General features: G+C 35.1%; 13 protein-coding genes and 1 pseudogene. 5 read left to right on the forward strand and 9 right to left on the reverse strand.

What is annotated here, in order from left to right; all coding sequences use genetic code 11:
* Positions 1 to 21 precede the first annotated feature (21 nt).
* Together ZPR_RS21190 and ZPR_RS21195 are read right to left on the reverse strand one after the other, a co-directional pair.
* Complete coding sequence (locus tag ZPR_RS21190) at positions 22 to 2877, reverse strand: TonB-dependent receptor (RefSeq protein WP_013073837.1); 2856 nt, start codon at positions 2875 to 2877, stop codon at positions 22 to 24.
* Positions 2878 to 3041: 164 nt separating this feature from the next.
* Entirely contained in the window at positions 3042 to 4604 is a 1563-nt protein-coding gene (locus ZPR_RS21195; RefSeq protein ID WP_041579328.1) for a tetratricopeptide repeat protein, read from the reverse strand.
* Positions 4605 to 4886: 282 nt separating this feature from the next.
* On the opposite strand from ZPR_RS21195, the gene ZPR_RS21200 reads away from it, so the two are divergent.
* The 3 genes from ZPR_RS21200 (at position 4887) to ZPR_RS21210 (ending at position 8723) form a co-directional block, all read left to right on the forward strand.
* On the forward strand, positions 4887 to 5618 hold the full coding sequence (locus ZPR_RS21200) for a LytR/AlgR family response regulator transcription factor (protein ID WP_013073840.1): 732 nt from the start codon (positions 4887 to 4889) through the stop codon (positions 5616 to 5618).
* A gap of 497 nt (positions 5619 to 6115) precedes the next feature.
* On the forward strand, positions 6116 to 8059 hold the full coding sequence (locus ZPR_RS21205; RefSeq protein ID WP_013073841.1) for an ATP-binding protein: 1944 nt from the start codon (positions 6116 to 6118) through the stop codon (positions 8057 to 8059).
* 4 nt (positions 8060 to 8063) lie between these two features.
* Positions 8064 to 8723 (forward strand): response regulator, encoded by a 660-nt coding sequence (locus ZPR_RS21210; RefSeq protein ID WP_013073842.1) that lies wholly within the window; start codon positions 8064 to 8066, stop codon positions 8721 to 8723.
* A 200-nt stretch (positions 8724 to 8923) separates the two neighbouring features.
* On the opposite strand, the gene rpmA is transcribed toward ZPR_RS21210, so the two are convergent.
* From rpmA to ZPR_RS21225, 3 genes are all read right to left on the reverse strand, one after another.
* Positions 8924 to 9184, reverse strand: a complete 261-nt coding sequence (rpmA, locus tag ZPR_RS21215; protein ID WP_013073843.1) for a 50S ribosomal protein L27 — start codon at positions 9182 to 9184, stop codon at positions 8924 to 8926.
* A 28-nt stretch (positions 9185 to 9212) separates the two neighbouring features.
* Positions 9213 to 9692 carry a 50S ribosomal protein L21 gene (rplU, locus tag ZPR_RS21220; protein ID WP_013073844.1) on the reverse strand — a complete coding sequence of 160 codons (480 nt, stop codon included), beginning with the start codon at positions 9690 to 9692 and terminating at the stop codon, positions 9213 to 9215.
* 240 nt (positions 9693 to 9932) lie between these two features.
* A complete protein-coding gene (locus ZPR_RS21225) occupies positions 9933 to 10397 on the reverse strand; it encodes a DUF4199 domain-containing protein (protein ID WP_013073845.1) in 465 nt (154 codons plus the stop codon).
* A gap of 173 nt (positions 10398 to 10570) precedes the next feature.
* On the opposite strand from ZPR_RS21225, the gene ZPR_RS21230 reads away from it, so the two are divergent.
* Together ZPR_RS21230 and ZPR_RS21235 are read left to right on the forward strand one after the other, a co-directional pair.
* On the forward strand, positions 10571 to 11893 hold the full coding sequence (locus tag ZPR_RS21230; protein ID WP_013073846.1) for a M16 family metallopeptidase: 1323 nt from the start codon (positions 10571 to 10573) through the stop codon (positions 11891 to 11893).
* Positions 11894 to 11912: 19 nt separating this feature from the next.
* Positions 11913 to 13979: a M16 family metallopeptidase gene (locus tag ZPR_RS21235; RefSeq protein ID WP_013073847.1), complete on the forward strand. Its 2067-nt coding sequence runs from the start codon at positions 11913 to 11915 to the stop codon at positions 13977 to 13979.
* Between the two features lie 61 nt (positions 13980 to 14040).
* Here ZPR_RS21235 and ZPR_RS21240 read toward each other — a convergent pair whose 3' ends face one another.
* The 4 genes and pseudogenes from ZPR_RS21240 to ZPR_RS21255 all read right to left on the reverse strand — a co-directional run bounded on the left by ZPR_RS21240 (position 14041) and on the right by ZPR_RS21255 (position 17426).
* Positions 14041 to 14946, reverse strand: coding sequence for a DMT family transporter (locus tag ZPR_RS21240; RefSeq protein ID WP_041580173.1), 906 nt, complete (start codon positions 14944 to 14946; stop codon positions 14041 to 14043).
* Between the two features lie 64 nt (positions 14947 to 15010).
* Positions 15011 to 15577 (reverse strand): gliding motility lipoprotein GldD, encoded by a 567-nt coding sequence (gene gldD / locus ZPR_RS21245; RefSeq protein WP_013073849.1) that lies wholly within the window; start codon positions 15575 to 15577, stop codon positions 15011 to 15013.
* Positions 15574 to 16896, reverse strand: coding sequence for a gliding motility-associated protein GldE (locus ZPR_RS21250; RefSeq protein ID WP_013073850.1), 1323 nt, complete (start codon positions 16894 to 16896; stop codon positions 15574 to 15576). The genes gldD and ZPR_RS21250 overlap by 4 nt, the downstream gene beginning before the upstream one ends.
* A 21-nt stretch (positions 16897 to 16917) precedes the next feature.
* Positions 16918 to 17426, reverse strand: a pseudogene (locus tag ZPR_RS21255) (single-stranded DNA-binding protein).
* Between the last annotated feature and the right edge of the window lie 88 nt (positions 17427 to 17514).

Consider the following 17514-nt stretch of genomic DNA (forward strand, 5'->3'; position numbering starts at 1 on the left):
TTTTACTGCAACACTTAGGCTCTAGTATAGATCATATTTAAGGCCAAAAGTTAAACGCTGGCTATAGTATTCCATTTGCATGGTACGATTAGAAACTCCCTGATAATAACGTAATGGCTGATTGGTGATATTATTAAGATTGGCGAAGATCCTCAAGTTTTTATTGATTGAATACGACATATTAAAATCTAAGAAGAACTGCTCGTCGTAATAACGATCCTGAAAAGCATTACCTCCTAACTCATCCAAATATGCATCAGAGAAATTAGCTGAAAGTCTTGCACTAAATCGCTTATCAGAATACGAAAGTGATCCGTTAAACATATTTGGCGAAGATCCAGGTAGCGATAATTCATCTTCCCTTAGGTCACCATCTTCGTTTCTAATGCCGTTTGCTTCAGAATGTAAGTACGTATAGTTAAGATAAATTCCAAAATTTTTAGCAAATCCAGGTAGAAAATTTAATTGTCTTTGAAAAGAAACCTCAGCGCCGTAGATATTGGCTTCATCACCGTTTAAAGGCTGAAAAAGATCGTAACCGGTCGCCTCATCTTTACTGATATAGGTGTATACAAAATCTTCGATATCTTTATAGAAAAGCCCTCCTGAAAGAATCCCAACAGACTTGAAATAATACTCAGCCATAAAATCAAAGTTCATCGAGGTTGAAGGATTCAAATCTGTATTCCCAACAGAGATTTCTTCATCCTCGTTATTTACTGCACGATAGGGCACCAGGTCGATATAATTTGGACGCGCTAAAGTATTGGTCCAGGCAAAACGAACTACAGTGTTGTCATTTAAATTATACTTAAAATGCACCCCGGGTAAGATATTTGTATAATTGCTCTCATCCCTTACAGGAGTAGCATCTTCAAAATCTCCATCTTCGTTAAAAATTAATTCGTTTCCTAAACTATTAATGTGAGTAGCTTCTAAACGTACACCTGCTAATATTGAAAGTTTTTCAGATAATTTTTGATTAGCCATTACGTAACCAGCATATACATTCTCTTCGGCTTCAAAATTCTCCTCAAGGTATTCCTCTGGTAAATCTTCACTGCTAAACTGACCTGAATTAAGATCTAAAGAACCTAAATATTCTGGTGACGTAAAGAATCCCGGCCGGTATTGCTGCCCAGCAAGAAAATCGTTTCCATCTTTTACGACAACCTCTGTTTGAGCCATATTTTCAAATCCATTTTCCGGCTCATATTCAAAGAAATTATTATCTCTTCGCTTGTTTTTAAAACGCCCTCTTACTCCAAATTTCACAATTCCAGAACCCTGATCAAACAAGTCGGCCGGCAATTCGATATTCGCGAATACATTAATATCTTCTTCTTCGGTATACTGATATTCTTCTGTTATTTCTTTTAACTCAAAATCTGAAGGAGAAGTAGCATTAACTGGAGTATGTAATGGTTTTTTAGGATTAGTTCCGTTATTTACCATATATTCGGCTTCCCAGCTAATATAGCGCTCGTTAGGCCGCTCTTCTGATGCCTTTGCGTAAGATCCCATCCAATCAAATTTCACATTACCAAATAAATGATCACCCCCCAGGGTATAATTTTGCATCCGCTGATCTTCCAATCTGCGATTCTGGATTCTTCCGCCAGGAATACCACCTTTGGTTTCTCTTTCTGCTTCCGCAGGAAAACGTACCAGATTACCATTAGTGATTGTAAAGTCTCCTTCACTGATATCTTCACCATCTAAAATTTCTGAAGCATAGGCAAAACGATTTTCACGATCGTCACGCCAGTTATACATCGACTTAAAATAAAGACTGTTGTTATCGTTAAAATCGTAATTTAAATTTGCCGAGAAACTTCTCCTAACCCGTTGTACTAAGTATTTTCTAATCTCGAAAGCGCTGGCATAAGGATTCACGTCTACCGATTCCAGAATATCATCTCCCTCTGCATCCTGCATTCCAGTATTGTACTCAAACTCATCAGACCATTCAGCTTCTACGTTATCAGATCCAAAATCATTATCATTAATAGAGGCCGAAACCATAAAACCTAACTTACCATCTTTAGTTCGATCGCCCACCAGAAAAGATCCGCTTAGAATTCGTTTATCGGTAATAAAATTAACACCTGATCCTAGGGTTGCCGCTAGCCTAAAATCCTCTGGCGCTGATCTGGTGACTAAATTTACAGATCCTCCAAGGGCATCGGCATCCATATCTGGGGTAACTGCTTTGCTTACTTCGATTGTCTGGATCATATCAGATGGGATAAGATCCATCTGCACATTACGGTTATCCCCTTCAGCAGAGGGAATACGGCTACCGTTTAGGGTTACTGAGTTAAGCTGCGGCGCCAAACCTCTTACAATAATGTTACGGGCTTCTCCCTGATCTACCTGCATAGTAATTCCGGGAATTCGCTTTACCGCATCCCCAATATTGGCATCCGGGAATTTACCAATTTGCTCTGTAGAAACAATATTGGTGATATTTGGCCTGTTTTTTTGCGCATTTAATGCTCGGGCCTGGGCACTTAAACCTCCTCCTAATAACTGTACTGTTTCTAAAGTTGTGGTAGAAGAATTTAGAACAAGATCAATATCTAAAGTTTGATTTGCAGTAACACTTACTTCTTTATTTAAATCTTTATATCCTAAATATTTTACCACTAAGGTATAAGCTCCTTCCGGTATTTCTACCAGGGTAAAATTACCGTCAAAGTCGGTTGTCGTTCCTTTATTAATCTCTGGAATCATCACTGCAGCACCCGGAACGTAAATTCCTGCTTCATCTGCAATATTTCCCTTAATTACGCCTGTTTGCGCTTGCAAAAAACTATAGTTTAGAGCTACAAAAAGCGTTACAAGTAAAAGTTTAAAGTAGTTTTTTCGATTCATTTTTTTGATTTTAAGAATACCCCAAAACTATATATTTCAACACTTTAGCTCTAAAAATAGGTAGCAACAAAGAGTTAACAAGTTGTTTTTTAACAGCTATATCAAGGCAACAATTAAGATTACTTTACATTACAGTAACTTTTTCTAAAAGGAGACCAGTTTTTCTAAAATTGAAGCATAAAATTCACTAATTCCTGCTTTGGTTCTATAGGTAGTTTTCGTCTTAATCGATACCGCGCCACCCGAACACTATCTGGAGTTACTCTTAAGATTGCCGCAATTTCCTTTGAGGATAAATTAAGCCGAAGCAACATCGCCAAACGTAACTCGGTTGAAGATAGTTTTGCTGTTGCACGTTTTGACAATTCTTTGATAAATTGCGGACGTATTTCCTGAAAGAAACTCATAAACTCCTCCCACTCCTGTTCTTCAGAAAGACTTTTATCCAATTCTTTCGCCAGGCTTTTAATTTTAGGAACCGGATCCATCGAGGAACGGGAGGCTAAATTTTGTAAAGTTGAAGAGGTTTCAGCTATCATTTTATTCTTTTGTGCCATATTCAGACTATATTTTGAAAGCGATGCTGTTTTCAACATAATTTCATCCTGAAGCTTTTTCTCTTCAATTGCTTTTCGATCTAATTCTAATTTCAGTAATTTTTGCTCATAAGCCTGAATTTTTGCCGATTCCTTCCGCTTTCTATTATAGAAGAAAAAAGAAATTCCGCTTAAAAGAATAAATAGAAAAACGCCAAAGATCAGCATATTCTGTTTGGCTTGGCTCACTTTATTTTCCTGTTTTAACAAAGCAATTTCAGATTCTTTTTGCCGCGTATCAAATATGGTTTGTAAGGTATTGAGCTGCTTAAAATTTTGCGAATAAAAGCCTTCTTCTTGCAATTGCTCATATATCACTCTGTGATCGTAAGCACTTTGATAGTCGCCCATTAAAGCATAAGTTTTTGCCAAATCTTTATGTGCACTTTCTAACTGATGACGATCTTCAAAAAGTTCAGCCAGTTTTAAAGCCCTGTTAGTAAACATCATTGCTTTCTCATAATCTCTCGTTTTTCGATATACATCACCAAGATTATTAAGGACATTTATTCGGCCTTTATGATTAAGTTCGCTAAAAATGGTATTCGATATGGTAAAAAACCGAAGGGCTTTTTCAAACTGTTCTAAATCTTCATATATGCTTCCTATATTTTCATTTACTATAGCGATACCCAAACGGTCTTTAGCTTCAGTATATAATTTTAAACTTTTATTTTGATGCTCCAGAGCTTTTAAGTAATTGCCTTCTTTTTCATAAGTGGTCCCCAAAAGACTTTCAGCCAGAGCAAGCTGCTCTTTTAATTTTTTCTTTTTAGAAATATTAATGCTTTCATTTAAGTATTCCCTGGATTTTAAATAGTTTTTTAAATTGATATAAGAAAGACCGATCTTATTCTTAATGCGTGCCTGCAATTCTGAGAAATCCTTATTTAATACCGAAAGTGCCTGATTGTACTGCTCAATAGCTTGCGTATTAATTTCTACTGAATGATAATAATCCCCAAGCTGAACAAATTTTTCAGCAATTTTATAGGTATTGCCCTCAGCTATAGCTTTATCAAGTTCTCCTTTATATTCAAAAAATATGGAGTCGTTTAGATGTGACCCTCCATTTTGAGCAATCCCCGAAACAATAAATAGAAAAAAGAACCACTTCAAAAATAATCTCATGTTTGATTATGGATTTATAAATCGACAAGCTAGCTTCTTAGTTTAAAAGAATGGTTAGGGAGATATTATAAAAAAGTAAACTTAAAAAAAGGAACAAACAGTAAAGTTCTCTGTATACCCAAATCTTTTTCTATCAAGTTTGTTAAGAAGTCACTATTCAATTTTGGCCATCAAGAAACAATCTTACAAAGAAAACTGTGGTAAAACCACAGTTTTTATGTGGTCTTACACAGGACTTATTAATGAGCCGTTTTTTAATTTCAAATTAAAAATTTAAGCTTTTTGCATTCTTATTTTATCATAGAAAACCATCAAACCACGATAAAAATCATTCAGGAAATCCTGGAAGAACAAGGTGAATATTATTGTATAGGAACAAGCGATGACTATGAAGAAGGAATGAACCTTATTTTAAAGCATCATCCGGACATGGTATTTATCAATATCGATCAGGTAGACATCAATACTCCAGATGTTTTTGCTTATTGCCGGGAAATGCAAAATTATATTACAAACAAGATATTTTTTATCGCTTTATCCAACGACGAGAGAAAAGCTTACCAGGCACTTAAAAATAAATTTTACGATTATATCATTAAACCTTTAAGGGAGCTTGATATTCGCAAAACGGCTATGCAGTTCTTAAAAGATCATAATGTATTGCCACCACAAACCTTATGCTTAAAATCCTATAAAGATTACACGATTTTAAAAATGAACGATATCCTCTTCTTAGAAGCCGATAACAATGCTACCGATTTTATTTTGGTTAGCGGAAAAAAGGTAAGTGCTTTTAAGACCCTAAAAACTTTTGAAGCTGTTTTACCCGCTATATTTATTAGAATCCACCATAGCTATATCGTTAACACCGATCATATTTCTAAGATTAGCTTTGGAAAGCTCAAATGCTCTTTACATCATAACAAGATACACCTTCCTTTCTCTAAATCGTATCGACACAACCTCGACTATTTGGAAAATGCATTAGAGCAAAATGCTGTTTCCTATAATTAATAGAGACAACAGTTATATTAAATCTTCAGTTGCTCATAAACCTAAAGTAATAACTCACAGACTTTACATAAAGACTAAATGCAAGTTATAAAATACAATAGAAGAAGGATTAACAGCTAGTTTTACCAAGGTTTACAACAGAAGCTTCTCATGGCAGAAAGGGCCTAACACCCAATCTCCAATCATGCATGATTAAACAAAACCAGGGCAACCTGAAAGTCAGGTTACCATATCGCCTATTGTTTAATTATAACATTTCAATTTATGAGAATCTTTACCAACATTCTAAGTTTAGCTTGCTTAATCGCTATCACATATTCTTGCAACCCCGAAGAACTTTCAACAGACAATATGATAAACGAAAAAGAAGTCCATGCCAATACAGGGCATGATGACGAATACACAGAAGACAGAAATGGTAATTAAAATAAAAAGGGGGTATTTTCATATACCCCCTTTTTTTATTTTATTTTCGTATCTACAAGCTCTATTGATTGATGCGGATATATAATCTATTTATAATTTTTATTTTACTTCTTTTAAATTCTTGTAAACAAGAACAAAAAGCAAATAATGACACATCTAAATTTGAGAACGGAAATATAAAAGAACTTCAAACAAAAAAGGATTTTAGAATAAGTGATACAGATAGCCTAAAAAAAGAAGAATTACTAAAATTGTCCTATAAATATATGCGGGCTCAAGATTCCGTTCAGTTTTTTTCAGTTAATAAAAAGGCCAGAAAGCTTTCCGAAAAACTTAGAGATACCAATGCAATTGCAGCATCCTACTGGGATTTGGGTCAATATTACTATAAAAAAGATATAAGAGATAGTGCCTACTATTATTTTAATGAGGCTAAAAAAAATTACATTAAAATAGGGGATCAAAGCAATGCGGCGAGGCTACTTCTAAATATGTCAGTTATTCAAAAGGATTTTAAGGATTATACAGGTAGTGAAGTGGCGTTAACTGAAGCTATTCAACTTTTAGAACCCTCAAAAAACCATAAACAATTATATGGAGCCTATAATAATCTGGGAATTCTATTTAAAGAACTAGAAGAATTTGATAGATCTCTTTATTATTATAATAAAGCGCTGAATTATTTACAAAAAGTTCAGACTAAAAATAAATTCCCTTCACTATGGAACAATATCGGTAATGTATATCTTGATAAAAAAGACTATAAAACGGCTATTTCTTATTTCAATAAGGGTTTAAATGAAGATGATAGCCTAAGATTCAAAGATCCGAAAATATATTCAATGCTTATTGATAATCGCGCTTTTGCGCAATGGCGAACAGCCGATACTTCTGGAGTTATAGAAGAATATAAATCAGCATTCAGGATACGTAAAGAAAATGACATTAAAGCGGGAATGACCATCAGTCAAATGAGAATCGCAAAATATTATTTAGCCAAAAAAGATTCTTCTACGGCCCTATCTTATGCTAAAGATGCTAGGGACCTTTCCATAAAAATTCAGGCCAATGAAAATTATCTTTCTTCTTTAAAATTATTATCAGAAATAGATGTTGAAAATGCCTTAAATTATACGCAAACCTATATTCAACTAAATGACAGTTTACAAAAAGAAGAAAGGACTGTTAGGAACAAATTTGCACGTATTCGTTTTGAAACCGACGAATATATTTCGGAAACCAAAAAATTAAACCAACGGGTAATACGGATTTCTATAATTGCCGGGATCATTATCATTATTGCTATATTGCTTTATATTATCAAAGACCAGCGTTCTAAAAACAAACTTATTCAGCAAAAACAACAGGCCAACCAGGAAATTTATAACCTTATCCTGGCACAACAAAAATATTACGAAGAAGGCAGGGAAAGAGAAAAACTTCACCTTTCCAGAGAACTGCATGATGGTGTGCTAGGTAAACTTTTTGGATTACGCTTAAGTCTCGATATTCTTAATGAAGAAGACTCCAGAGAGAGCAAGAATAATAGAAAAAAATATATCAATGAAATTGCGACAGTAGCAAAAGAGATAAGGGATATATCCCATAAGCTTAGTGAAAATAATTTTGTTGAAGTCAACTTTAAAGTCGTATTAGAGGAGCTTATAAATCAGCACAAAGTATATCAGTTTAATATTAATTTCGAAATTGATAATACTATAGACTGGAATAAAATTAGCAATAACATTAAAATTCATATCTATAGAATTTTACAGGAAGCTTTAGCCAATATTTATAAACACGCAAAAGCACACCACGTAAAAATTTCAATTTTTCAAAAACAGCACGATTTAAATGTAATTATTAAAGATGATGGAAAAGGCTTTGATAGCAATGAAACCGCAGGCATTGGTGTTAAAAACATGAAATCAAGAAGCAAATCTATAGGCGCAGCTTTTTCTATTGTTTCAAAAATAAACGAGGGGACGACTATTTCTGTTTCAGTCAAAATTTAAAATTATGCGAACTATTAAAATTTTACTTATTGACGATCACCCATTAATATTAGAGGGCTATCAAAATGTATTAAATAGATTGGAAATCGCGGACATTAAATTCGTAATAGAAACTTCAGATAATTGTGACCAGGCCTGGCAAAAAATTGTATCAGAAAATTATGATGTGGTATTTTTAGATATCAATTTCCCGGTAGCTGAAAATTCCAGATTTATTTCAGGAGAAGATTTGGGAGCTGAAATTAAAAAAGAATTTGGTAATAAAATAAAACTAGTAATCTTAACAGTTATAGAGGATCCTTTAAGGGTTCAGAATATTTTACGTAATGTAAATCCAGATGGATTCTTAGTAAAAGGAGAAACGAATTCAGAAGAACTCATTACCTGTCTTAAAAAAGTGATTACCTATCCTCCATTTTACGGAGCGACAATTTCTAAAATTTTACAATCAGGTGTTGTGAATCCTCAGGTTATTGATGAGATCGATCGGCAAATTCTTCATCAGCTTTCTTTGGGTACAAAAACCAAAGATATACCCCTACATGTTCATCTTTCCCTAAGGGCGGTAGAAGATCGAAAAAGAAGACTAAAAGAGATTATGGACGTTCAACAAGGAGGAAATAAAGCATTGCTTGAAAAAGCTAGGAAGAGTGGTTATATCTAGATAAAATTAAAAGAATATATAAAGAAAGTATAATTCGAAATCTGTTTTTGCAACACTACATTTTATAATTACCTATAGATACTAAGATTTTTTTCAAAGAATTATCAGGAGCTTAATAATACATATGAATATTCATAAATATAAAAAAGCCTTTCAGGAAATCCCGAAGGCTTTTTTATATTGTAATTCTACTAAATTTCTTAAGCCTCGAAAGGAACTATAGAAACATAAGACTTATTGTCTTTCTTTTTAGTGAATTTTACTACACCATCAATTTTTGCGTGCAAAGTATGATCTTTACCAGCATAAACATTTTCACCAGGATTGTGAGCAGTACCTCTTTGTCTAACAATGATGTTACCTGCTATCGCAGCCTGACCTCCAAAAATCTTCACTCCAAGACGTTTCGATTCTGATTCTCTACCGTTCTTGGAACTACCAACTCCTTTTTTATGTGCCATGTTATTGGGTTTTTAGTAAGTTAATAATTTAGCTTAAAGCTTCGATTAATTCAGCTTTTTTCATTGAAGAATATCCTTCAATCCCTTTCTCTTTAGCCATCTCTTTAAGCTCTGCTACAGTGTGCTTGCTTAAATCGTTATCGGCTTTTTTCTCTTCTTTCTTTTCAGCTTTGCTTTCAGAAGCTTTTTTACCACCTTTAGCAGTAATACTCTCGATTACAATCTCAGTTAAATACTGGCGGTGACCATTTTTAACTTTGTAACCCTTACGTCTTTTCTTTTTGAAAACAATTACTTTGTCTCCTTTAAGGTGACGATTAATCTTTGCCCCTACTAGAGCACCTTCTATAGCCGGGGCGCCAACAGTAATGTTGTCTCCGTCTCCTGTAAGAAGAACTTTATCAAAAGAAACGCTGTCTCCTTCTTCTCCTTCTAAACGGTGTACAAACACTTTTTGGTCTTTCGCAACTTTAAATTGCTGCCCTGCTATCTCTACAATTGCGTACATAGTGTCCTGTTAATTAATTACTTTCTAATTAAAATAGTCTCGCTTCTTCATAAAGCGGGTGCAAATATACTTCTAAATAATTAATTAGCAAAGGCTTCTGCTAAAATTGAATAATTTTTACTATTCAAGATTATATCCTACATCATAAATAGATAGTTTTTCCGAACTCCATTAACAATTCCTCCTTAAAAATTTAGGCTATTTAATTTAAGAGTTATTTCGCTGTACGTAACGATAGATTTACATGGTATGTTTTTTCCCTTCCGTAGTATTCCAGCTCTTTTTAAACAGTTGCATAAACGCAAGCGTTAGCGCAAAAGTTGTGGCAGCACCCATTGCATACACCGTAAATAGCACTACTCCTAATCCCGCCTGATACTGGCTTCTCCACATCGTAACAAACTGATCTAGAAAATCTGGATTTAGCTCACTGGCATAAATACCAAAGAAAATCGTAAATAAAGTGGTCGCAATGAATCCAGTGATAAGACCTGTTGTAAATCCTTCTCCATATTTAAATAATCCAGCATCATTGTTTCTCTTAGCCTTAATAGCCATCCAAATACCAAATCCCATAATTGCACAATTCAGGAAACTGAACAACGGATTAGTATGCAATCCTACTAGAGACAGTGCTAAAAAATAAACAATTAGACCTACAGCGATCATAATTCCAAACTTTGCGGGTATTCCAATATTTTTCATAATTCTTATTTTATCTCAATTTCACGAAAAACGATGAAAAACTATTCTAACAGGTTGTTAATTAGGATATTTAAAGACTTTATGTTAAAAAATTACCAAAATTTATTATTCTGAAATGTAACAAAATTGTAACTTGAGCCACTAATAACTTGCATAACTATAAACTATACACAATGATTAACAAACTAAAGCTAGCCGCTGGCGCTCTGCTATTAAGTGCTGTTGGCTTTTCCCAGGAGGTTGAATACACCGAGTATGATCTCGACAATGGGCTACACGTTATCTTACACCAGGACAATTCGGCTCCCGTAGTTACTACATCGGTAATGTATCACGTGGGTGGTAAAGATCGTGAAGATGGTCGTACCGGATTTGCACACTTTTTTGAACACCTTTTATTCGAAGGAACCGAAAACATTCCCAAAGGAAAATGGTTTGAAATTGTTAGTTCTCATGGCGGAAATAATAATGCTAACACTTCCAACGACAGAACTTATTATTACGAAACTTTTCCTTCAAATAATCTGGAATTAGGCTTATGGATGGAATCTGAGCGTATGATGCATCCCGTTATTAAACAAGAAGGAGTAGATACCCAGAACGAAGTTGTGAAGGAAGAGCGGAGAATGCGAATGGATAATTCTCCTTATGGTAACATTTTACCTGCTATGCAAAAAAACATGTTTAAAAAGCACCCTTATAAAGATCCTAATATTGGCTATATGGAAGATCTTGATGCAGCAACATTGCAGGAATTTAAAGACTATTTCGCCAAATATTATGTTCCTAACAATGCGGTTCTTGTAGTTGCCGGGGACATTGATATTAAAGAAACTAAAGATATGATCCAGGATTACTTTGGCCCTATTAAGGCAGGTGAAGAAGTAACCAGGGATTACCCAAAAGAAGAACCGATTACTGAAGAAATTCATGCTGAATTCTATGATCCAAATATCCAGATCCCTATGGCGATCACTGGCTATAGAACCCCAGAATTTGGCAACAAAGACTCGTATGTTTTAAATATGATCTCTACCTATTTAAGTGACGGTAAAAGTTCTAAACTCTATAAAAAGCTGGTAGACGAACAAAATATCGCCTTACAGGTAGGGGCTTTTAATCTGGAACAGGAAGACTACGGGATGTACCTTATATATGCCCTACCACAAGGTGAAACCAGCCTGGATAGCATTAACACTGAAATCGAAGACGAAATCACTAAACTTAGGAATGAATTAATTTCTGAGAGTGACTTCGAAAAACTTCAAAACAAAGCTGAAAACAGTTACGTAAATTCCAATTCAAGCATTGCCGGAATCGCAAACTCGCTAGCTAGAAATTATTTGCTTTATAAAGATACCAGTCTTATTAATGAGGAAATCGATATTTACAGAAATATCACCAGAGAGGATATTAAAGAAGTTGCCAACAAATATCTGAAACCAAACCAACGCGTAATCATCGATTACCTACCCGAAGAAAAGGAAGCGGAATAACACCAAATTAGACAAAACAATGAATAAAAATATATTAGCAATTGCAGTATTTCTTTTGGGAGCTGTAGGACTAAACGCTCAGGTTGATCGTAGTACCATGCCAGAGCCTGGCCCCGCCCCAAAAGTAAAAGTAGAAGAACCAGAAACCTTCGAGCTAAAAAACGGATTAACCGTAATGTTGGTAGAAAACCACAAACTACCAAGAGTTTCTATGTCACTAAGATTTGATAACCCTCCACATTCTGAAGGCCAAAAAGCCGGCGTAAGTGGCGTAATGGGAGAACTTTTAGGACAGGGAACCACCACTATGCCTAAAGACGAATTTAACGAACGTGTAGATTATTTAGGAGCAAGACTTAATATTTATTCAGGAGGAGCTTCGGCCAATACGCTTTCCAAGTATTTCCCTGAAATTCTTCACTTGATGGCAGATGGAGTTATAAACCCTAAATTCACAGAAGAAGAATTCGATAAAACTATCGCACGTACAAAAGATTACCTAAAAAGTAATGAAAAAGATGTGGCTTACAATGCCGCCAGAGTACGTTCAGCTTTAGCGTATGGAAAAGATCACCCTTATGGAGAATTCGAAACCCAGGAGAGCATAGGAAATCTTAGCCTTTCAGATGTTAAGAATTATTACCAAACCTGGTTTTCACCAGCAAATGCTTACCTGGTAATTGTAGGGGATGTAGATAAAAAAGAAGTAAAAAGCTTAGTAAAGAAAGAATTTTCAAAATGGAAAAAGACAGCAATTCCAGAAGTTAACATTCCTAAAGTTAAAAATGTAGCTCAAACTGAAATTAACTTTGTAGATATGCCAAACGCAGTACAAAGTGAGATCGCTTTGGTAAATACTGTGAATCTTCAGAAAAACCAGAAGGATTATTTCCCAGTAATGGTGGCCAACAAAATCTTAGGAGGCGGTGGTGAAGCGCGTCTTTTCCTTAACCTAAGAGAAGATAAAGGATATACTTACGGTGCGTACTCAAGAACCGGTAACGATAAATATGCAGCAACTTTCGTAGCAAGCGCTAGTGTTCGTAATGAGGTGACCGATAGCTCTGTTGTTGCATTTTTAGATGAAATCTATAGAATTAGAAACGAAAAAGTTTCTGAAACCGAACTAGCCAATGCTAAAGCAAAACTTACGGGAGATTTTGTGCTTAGCCTGGAGCAGCCTTCTACTATTGCAGGTTTTGCCATGGAAATCGAAACTGAAGATTTGGATAAAGATTTCTATAGAGAGTACCTTGAAAATATCGACGATGTAACCTTGGAAGATGTGCAGAGAGTAGCAAAGAAATATTTCCTTGCCGATCAATCCCGAATTGTAATTGCAGGAAAAGGAAGTGAAGTTGCCAATAAACTGGAAAACATGCAGTATAAAGGCAAATCTTTCCCAGTTAAGTATTACAGTAAATATGGTGAAGAAATTGAAAAGCCAGACTACAACAAAGCTTTAGACCCTTCGGTTACAGTAGAAACTGTTTACTCAGACTATATAGATGCTATTGGTGGCGCAGAAGCTGCTAAAGCCATAAACACTATAGCTTTCACTGCAACTACCTCTATCCAGGGACAGGAGTTAAGTTTAGAACAACGAAAAAGCAATGCTGGCAAATTCTATCAAACTGTTGCCGTTTCTGGAAACGTTATGCAAAAGCAGGTTTACAATGGTGAATCTGGATATATGGAAGTACAGGGGCAAAAAATGCCAATGAACGAAGAACAGATAAAAGCCGTAGCTGTAGAAGCCAATACGTTCCCAGAACTTAATGTAAGCGAAGATGCTAAAGTAACCGGAATTGAAAACATCGATGGTAGTGATGCTTACGCAGTAAAAGTAAGTGAAAGCACCACAAATTATTATGATGTAGAAAGCGGACTAAAAGTTAAAACAGTTACAACTGTTTCGCAAATGGGACAGACCATGAGCATTCCAACAACTTATAGTGATTATCAGGAAGTTGAAGGTATAAAAATGCCATTTACTATTTCCCAAAGCATGGGACCACAGTCTTTTGATCTTAAAGTTCAGGAGTACAAAATTAATGAAGGAGTACAAGATTCGGATTTCGAATAATCACGATTACTTATTATTATAATGTTAGATCAAAGCCGGCTTTTTAGTCGGCTTTTTTATTTCAGGCAAGCTTCCTTTTTCTTTTTATCGAAATTACTTTAGCCCGGTTGACAATCAGAACACCGGCTATCACAAGCATCGCAAAAATTAACTGATTTAAACTAAAAACCTCATCATCTAAAATTCCCCACCCCAGAGCTATAATTGGCATCGTATAAGTAACCGAACTGGTAAAAACAGGATTGGTAATTTGCACCAGCCGATTAAACATAATCATGGCTACACCAGTTCCCAAAAAACCCAAAATCGCTATAAAACCAACCGATTGCTGTAACTGGATATTGGATAGATTTTCATTAAAAAATCCAGACCAGACTAAAATTAATAAGGCAGGAACCAGTAATACCGTAAAACAGCCTGCAGTTACCGCAAGTGCAGAAATATCATTCAAATATCTTTTTAAAAGGTTTACGTTTACCGCATAACAAACAGCTGCCAAAACGCCTAATAATGAATATAGGTAATTTTCACTACCATTAAAACTGGCATTACTAAGGATAAGCCCAGCAGTACCTATTAAGCCTACAAACACACCTATAGCCTTGTTACCATTCATTTTATCCTGAAAAAATAATACTCCTAAAACAAGGGTCATTAACGGGGTAACTGCATTCAAAATTGAAGCGATCCCGCTACTAATCTTAGTTTCAGCAAAAGAAAAAAGAAAAATCGGAAAAAAAGAACCTACAAAACCGGAAACAACGATCCATTTCCATTGCGAGAATTTTAGATTAATGATTTTTTTAAAGCCTGCAAGGATCAAGAATAAAGCCGCAAAAATCACTCTAAAAGCACCAACCTGAAGCGGAGACAAACCTATCAATCCTTTTTTGATAAGAATAAAAGAACTTCCCCAGATTAAAGAGAGAATAAAAAGGTAAATCCATTTGATTTTTCCAGCCGCCATAGTTTTTAAATTTGCGGCAAAAATCAAAATTCTATATTAGAATCAAAATCTAAAATGAGAAAATTTACTGCCACCTAAGTGTTTCCATTAAATGTCTCATATCCTGCTTTATATAATCTGCTGCCGGATAGATAGAATCGTAATTAGGTTGCGTATTAAAATAAACCGCACCTGTTAAAAAATGCGTGGTACTATCGGTGATATAGAATTGCGCCTGTGATGCCGCATCTCCCTCTAGCTCATAAAACATACCGTAGACCTTATGAAGATCGTTGGTATAAATATCGCCTTCTATAGCATCGGCTTTTATAGTGTGTTCCAAAGGTAACTTTTGAGCATCTCTTAATAAGGAATCCAGATTATTCCTTACCGGTTGATAAGTAATAAAAATCGTTCCCTTTAAAAGCGGATAATCCAGGTTTAACCAACAAGCGTTTCTACTTTTAGACGGAGCAATTTCAGCTAATTGATTTTTCTCAAAAGTATAGGGGCAATTTAGGCGTATTGGCTGGTAGGCTGGCTGTGGATAACTTAAGGCCAGCATCGCTTTTGGCTTAGGCTTAACCTCATTCCCGCAGGATAACATCAAACAAAATATAAAAAATATCGCAGTATAGCCTAAATACCTCATACAGGTAAAATCGTCAATTTAATTTGCTTAATACGCCGATCATCAACAGCCTCGACTTTAAAATTATAATTCCCAAAATTAATAATTTCGTTTTGCTGCGGAAAATCGCCTGATATTTCCAGTAAAAAACCAGCTAAAGTTTCGGCTTCGCCTTTATTATCTTCAAATAAAGAAGCATCCTCTAATTTTATAATTTTATAAAAATCTTTAAGCGGGGTTCGACCTTCAAAAACAAAATTAAATTCATCCAATTTCGAATAAATTAAATCCTCATCATCAAACTCATCGCTAATATCCCCTACAATCTCTTCAATAATATCTTCAAGAGTAATCAACCCACTGGTGCCGCCATATTCATCTACAACAATCGCCAGATGGTTTTTCTTTTCCTTAAATTCATTTAAAAGATCATCCAGTTTTTTGTTTTCAGGAACAAAATAAGGTTCTCTTAGAAGGGATGTCCATTCAAAGTCACTGCGGTCCAGATAAGGCAATAAATCTTTGATGTATAAAATACCGGTTACATTATCGATATTTTCCTTATAAACCGGAATCCTGGAATATCCATTTTCAATAATTACGGGAATAATTTCTGCATAAGTATCTTCATCACTTATCGCAAAAACATCCATACGTGGACGCATGACCTGTTTGGTATCGGTATTTCCAAAAGAAACGATGCCTTTTAATATTTTCTGCTCTTCTTTGGTAGTATCCTCTTCACTGGTCAATTCTAAAGCTTGCGAAAGATGGTCTATACTTATAAAAGAACGTTGTTTCCCCAACTTCTCGTGCAAATACAAGGTAACGGCACGCATGGGAACACTTAAAGGAGAAAATAAAGAATCCAGTACATTTACCGGCTGCGCCATAAGATTAGAGAACTGTACATTATTACGGCTGGCATAAACTTTTGGTAGAATTTCACCAAAAAGCAAGATTAAAAAAGTTACCACTCCAACTTCAAAAATAAGCTTTAGGTTTAAGCCAAAAACTACCATATCAAACCCGCTAAACAACTCATCTGAAACCGAATCGAACAATAATACAATAGCGATGTTAATAAAGTTGTTAGCCACCAAAATGGTCGCAAGTAGTTTCTTGGGCTTCTCTAATAACTTTATAACAATCTCCTGAGACTTTGTTCTTTTATGACCATCCTCAGTCATAAAATCTGCCGGAGTTAATGAAAAGAATGCTACCTCTGCACCAGATATCATGGCAGAGCATAACAATAGCAGCAATAAAAAAATGAAGCTTATTACCTGGGTATAATCAAACGCGGCCCATAAAATTATACTGGGGGGTTCTGGATCCAAATGCAATAAATTTAGTTAGACTTAAAATGGTAAATCATCTTCTTCCTCATCATTACCATTAAATGGCTGACTGGCAAAATTATTATTATTTCCCGAAGAACCAGAATTACTGTTAGCATTATTACCCTGGTAATTTGAGGTGTTTTGCGTATTTTGATTGCTTTGCGAGTCGTAATTACCACCATTACTTTCTCCTTTAGGAGTTAAGAACGTAAACTCGGTACATTGAATTTCGGTAGAATAACGTTCCATCCCCTTATCATCTGTCCATTTACGGGTTTTAATCCTACCTTCAATATAAACCTTATCCCCTTTTTAAGGTATTTCTCGCAAACTTCAGCGGCTTTATTTCGCACAACAACATTGTGCCATTCGGTATTGTTTACACGTTCACCGGTGGTCCTATTGGTATATACTTCGTTCGTCGCTAATGGAAAACGGCCAATCGAGCCACCGCCCTCAAAATAATGCATCTTTACATCATCCCCGGTATGTCCTATAAGCATTACTTTGTTTAGCGTCCCTGTCATAAATATTTGTCTTTGATTCGTTTAAAACTTGTCTTTCTAAAATACAGAAAAAATCAATGTGATTGAAACTGAATTATAATAAAATTGA

This window comes from Zunongwangia profunda SM-A87, from assembly GCF_000023465.1.
GTDB lineage: Bacteria > Bacteroidota > Bacteroidia > Flavobacteriales > Flavobacteriaceae > Zunongwangia > Zunongwangia profunda.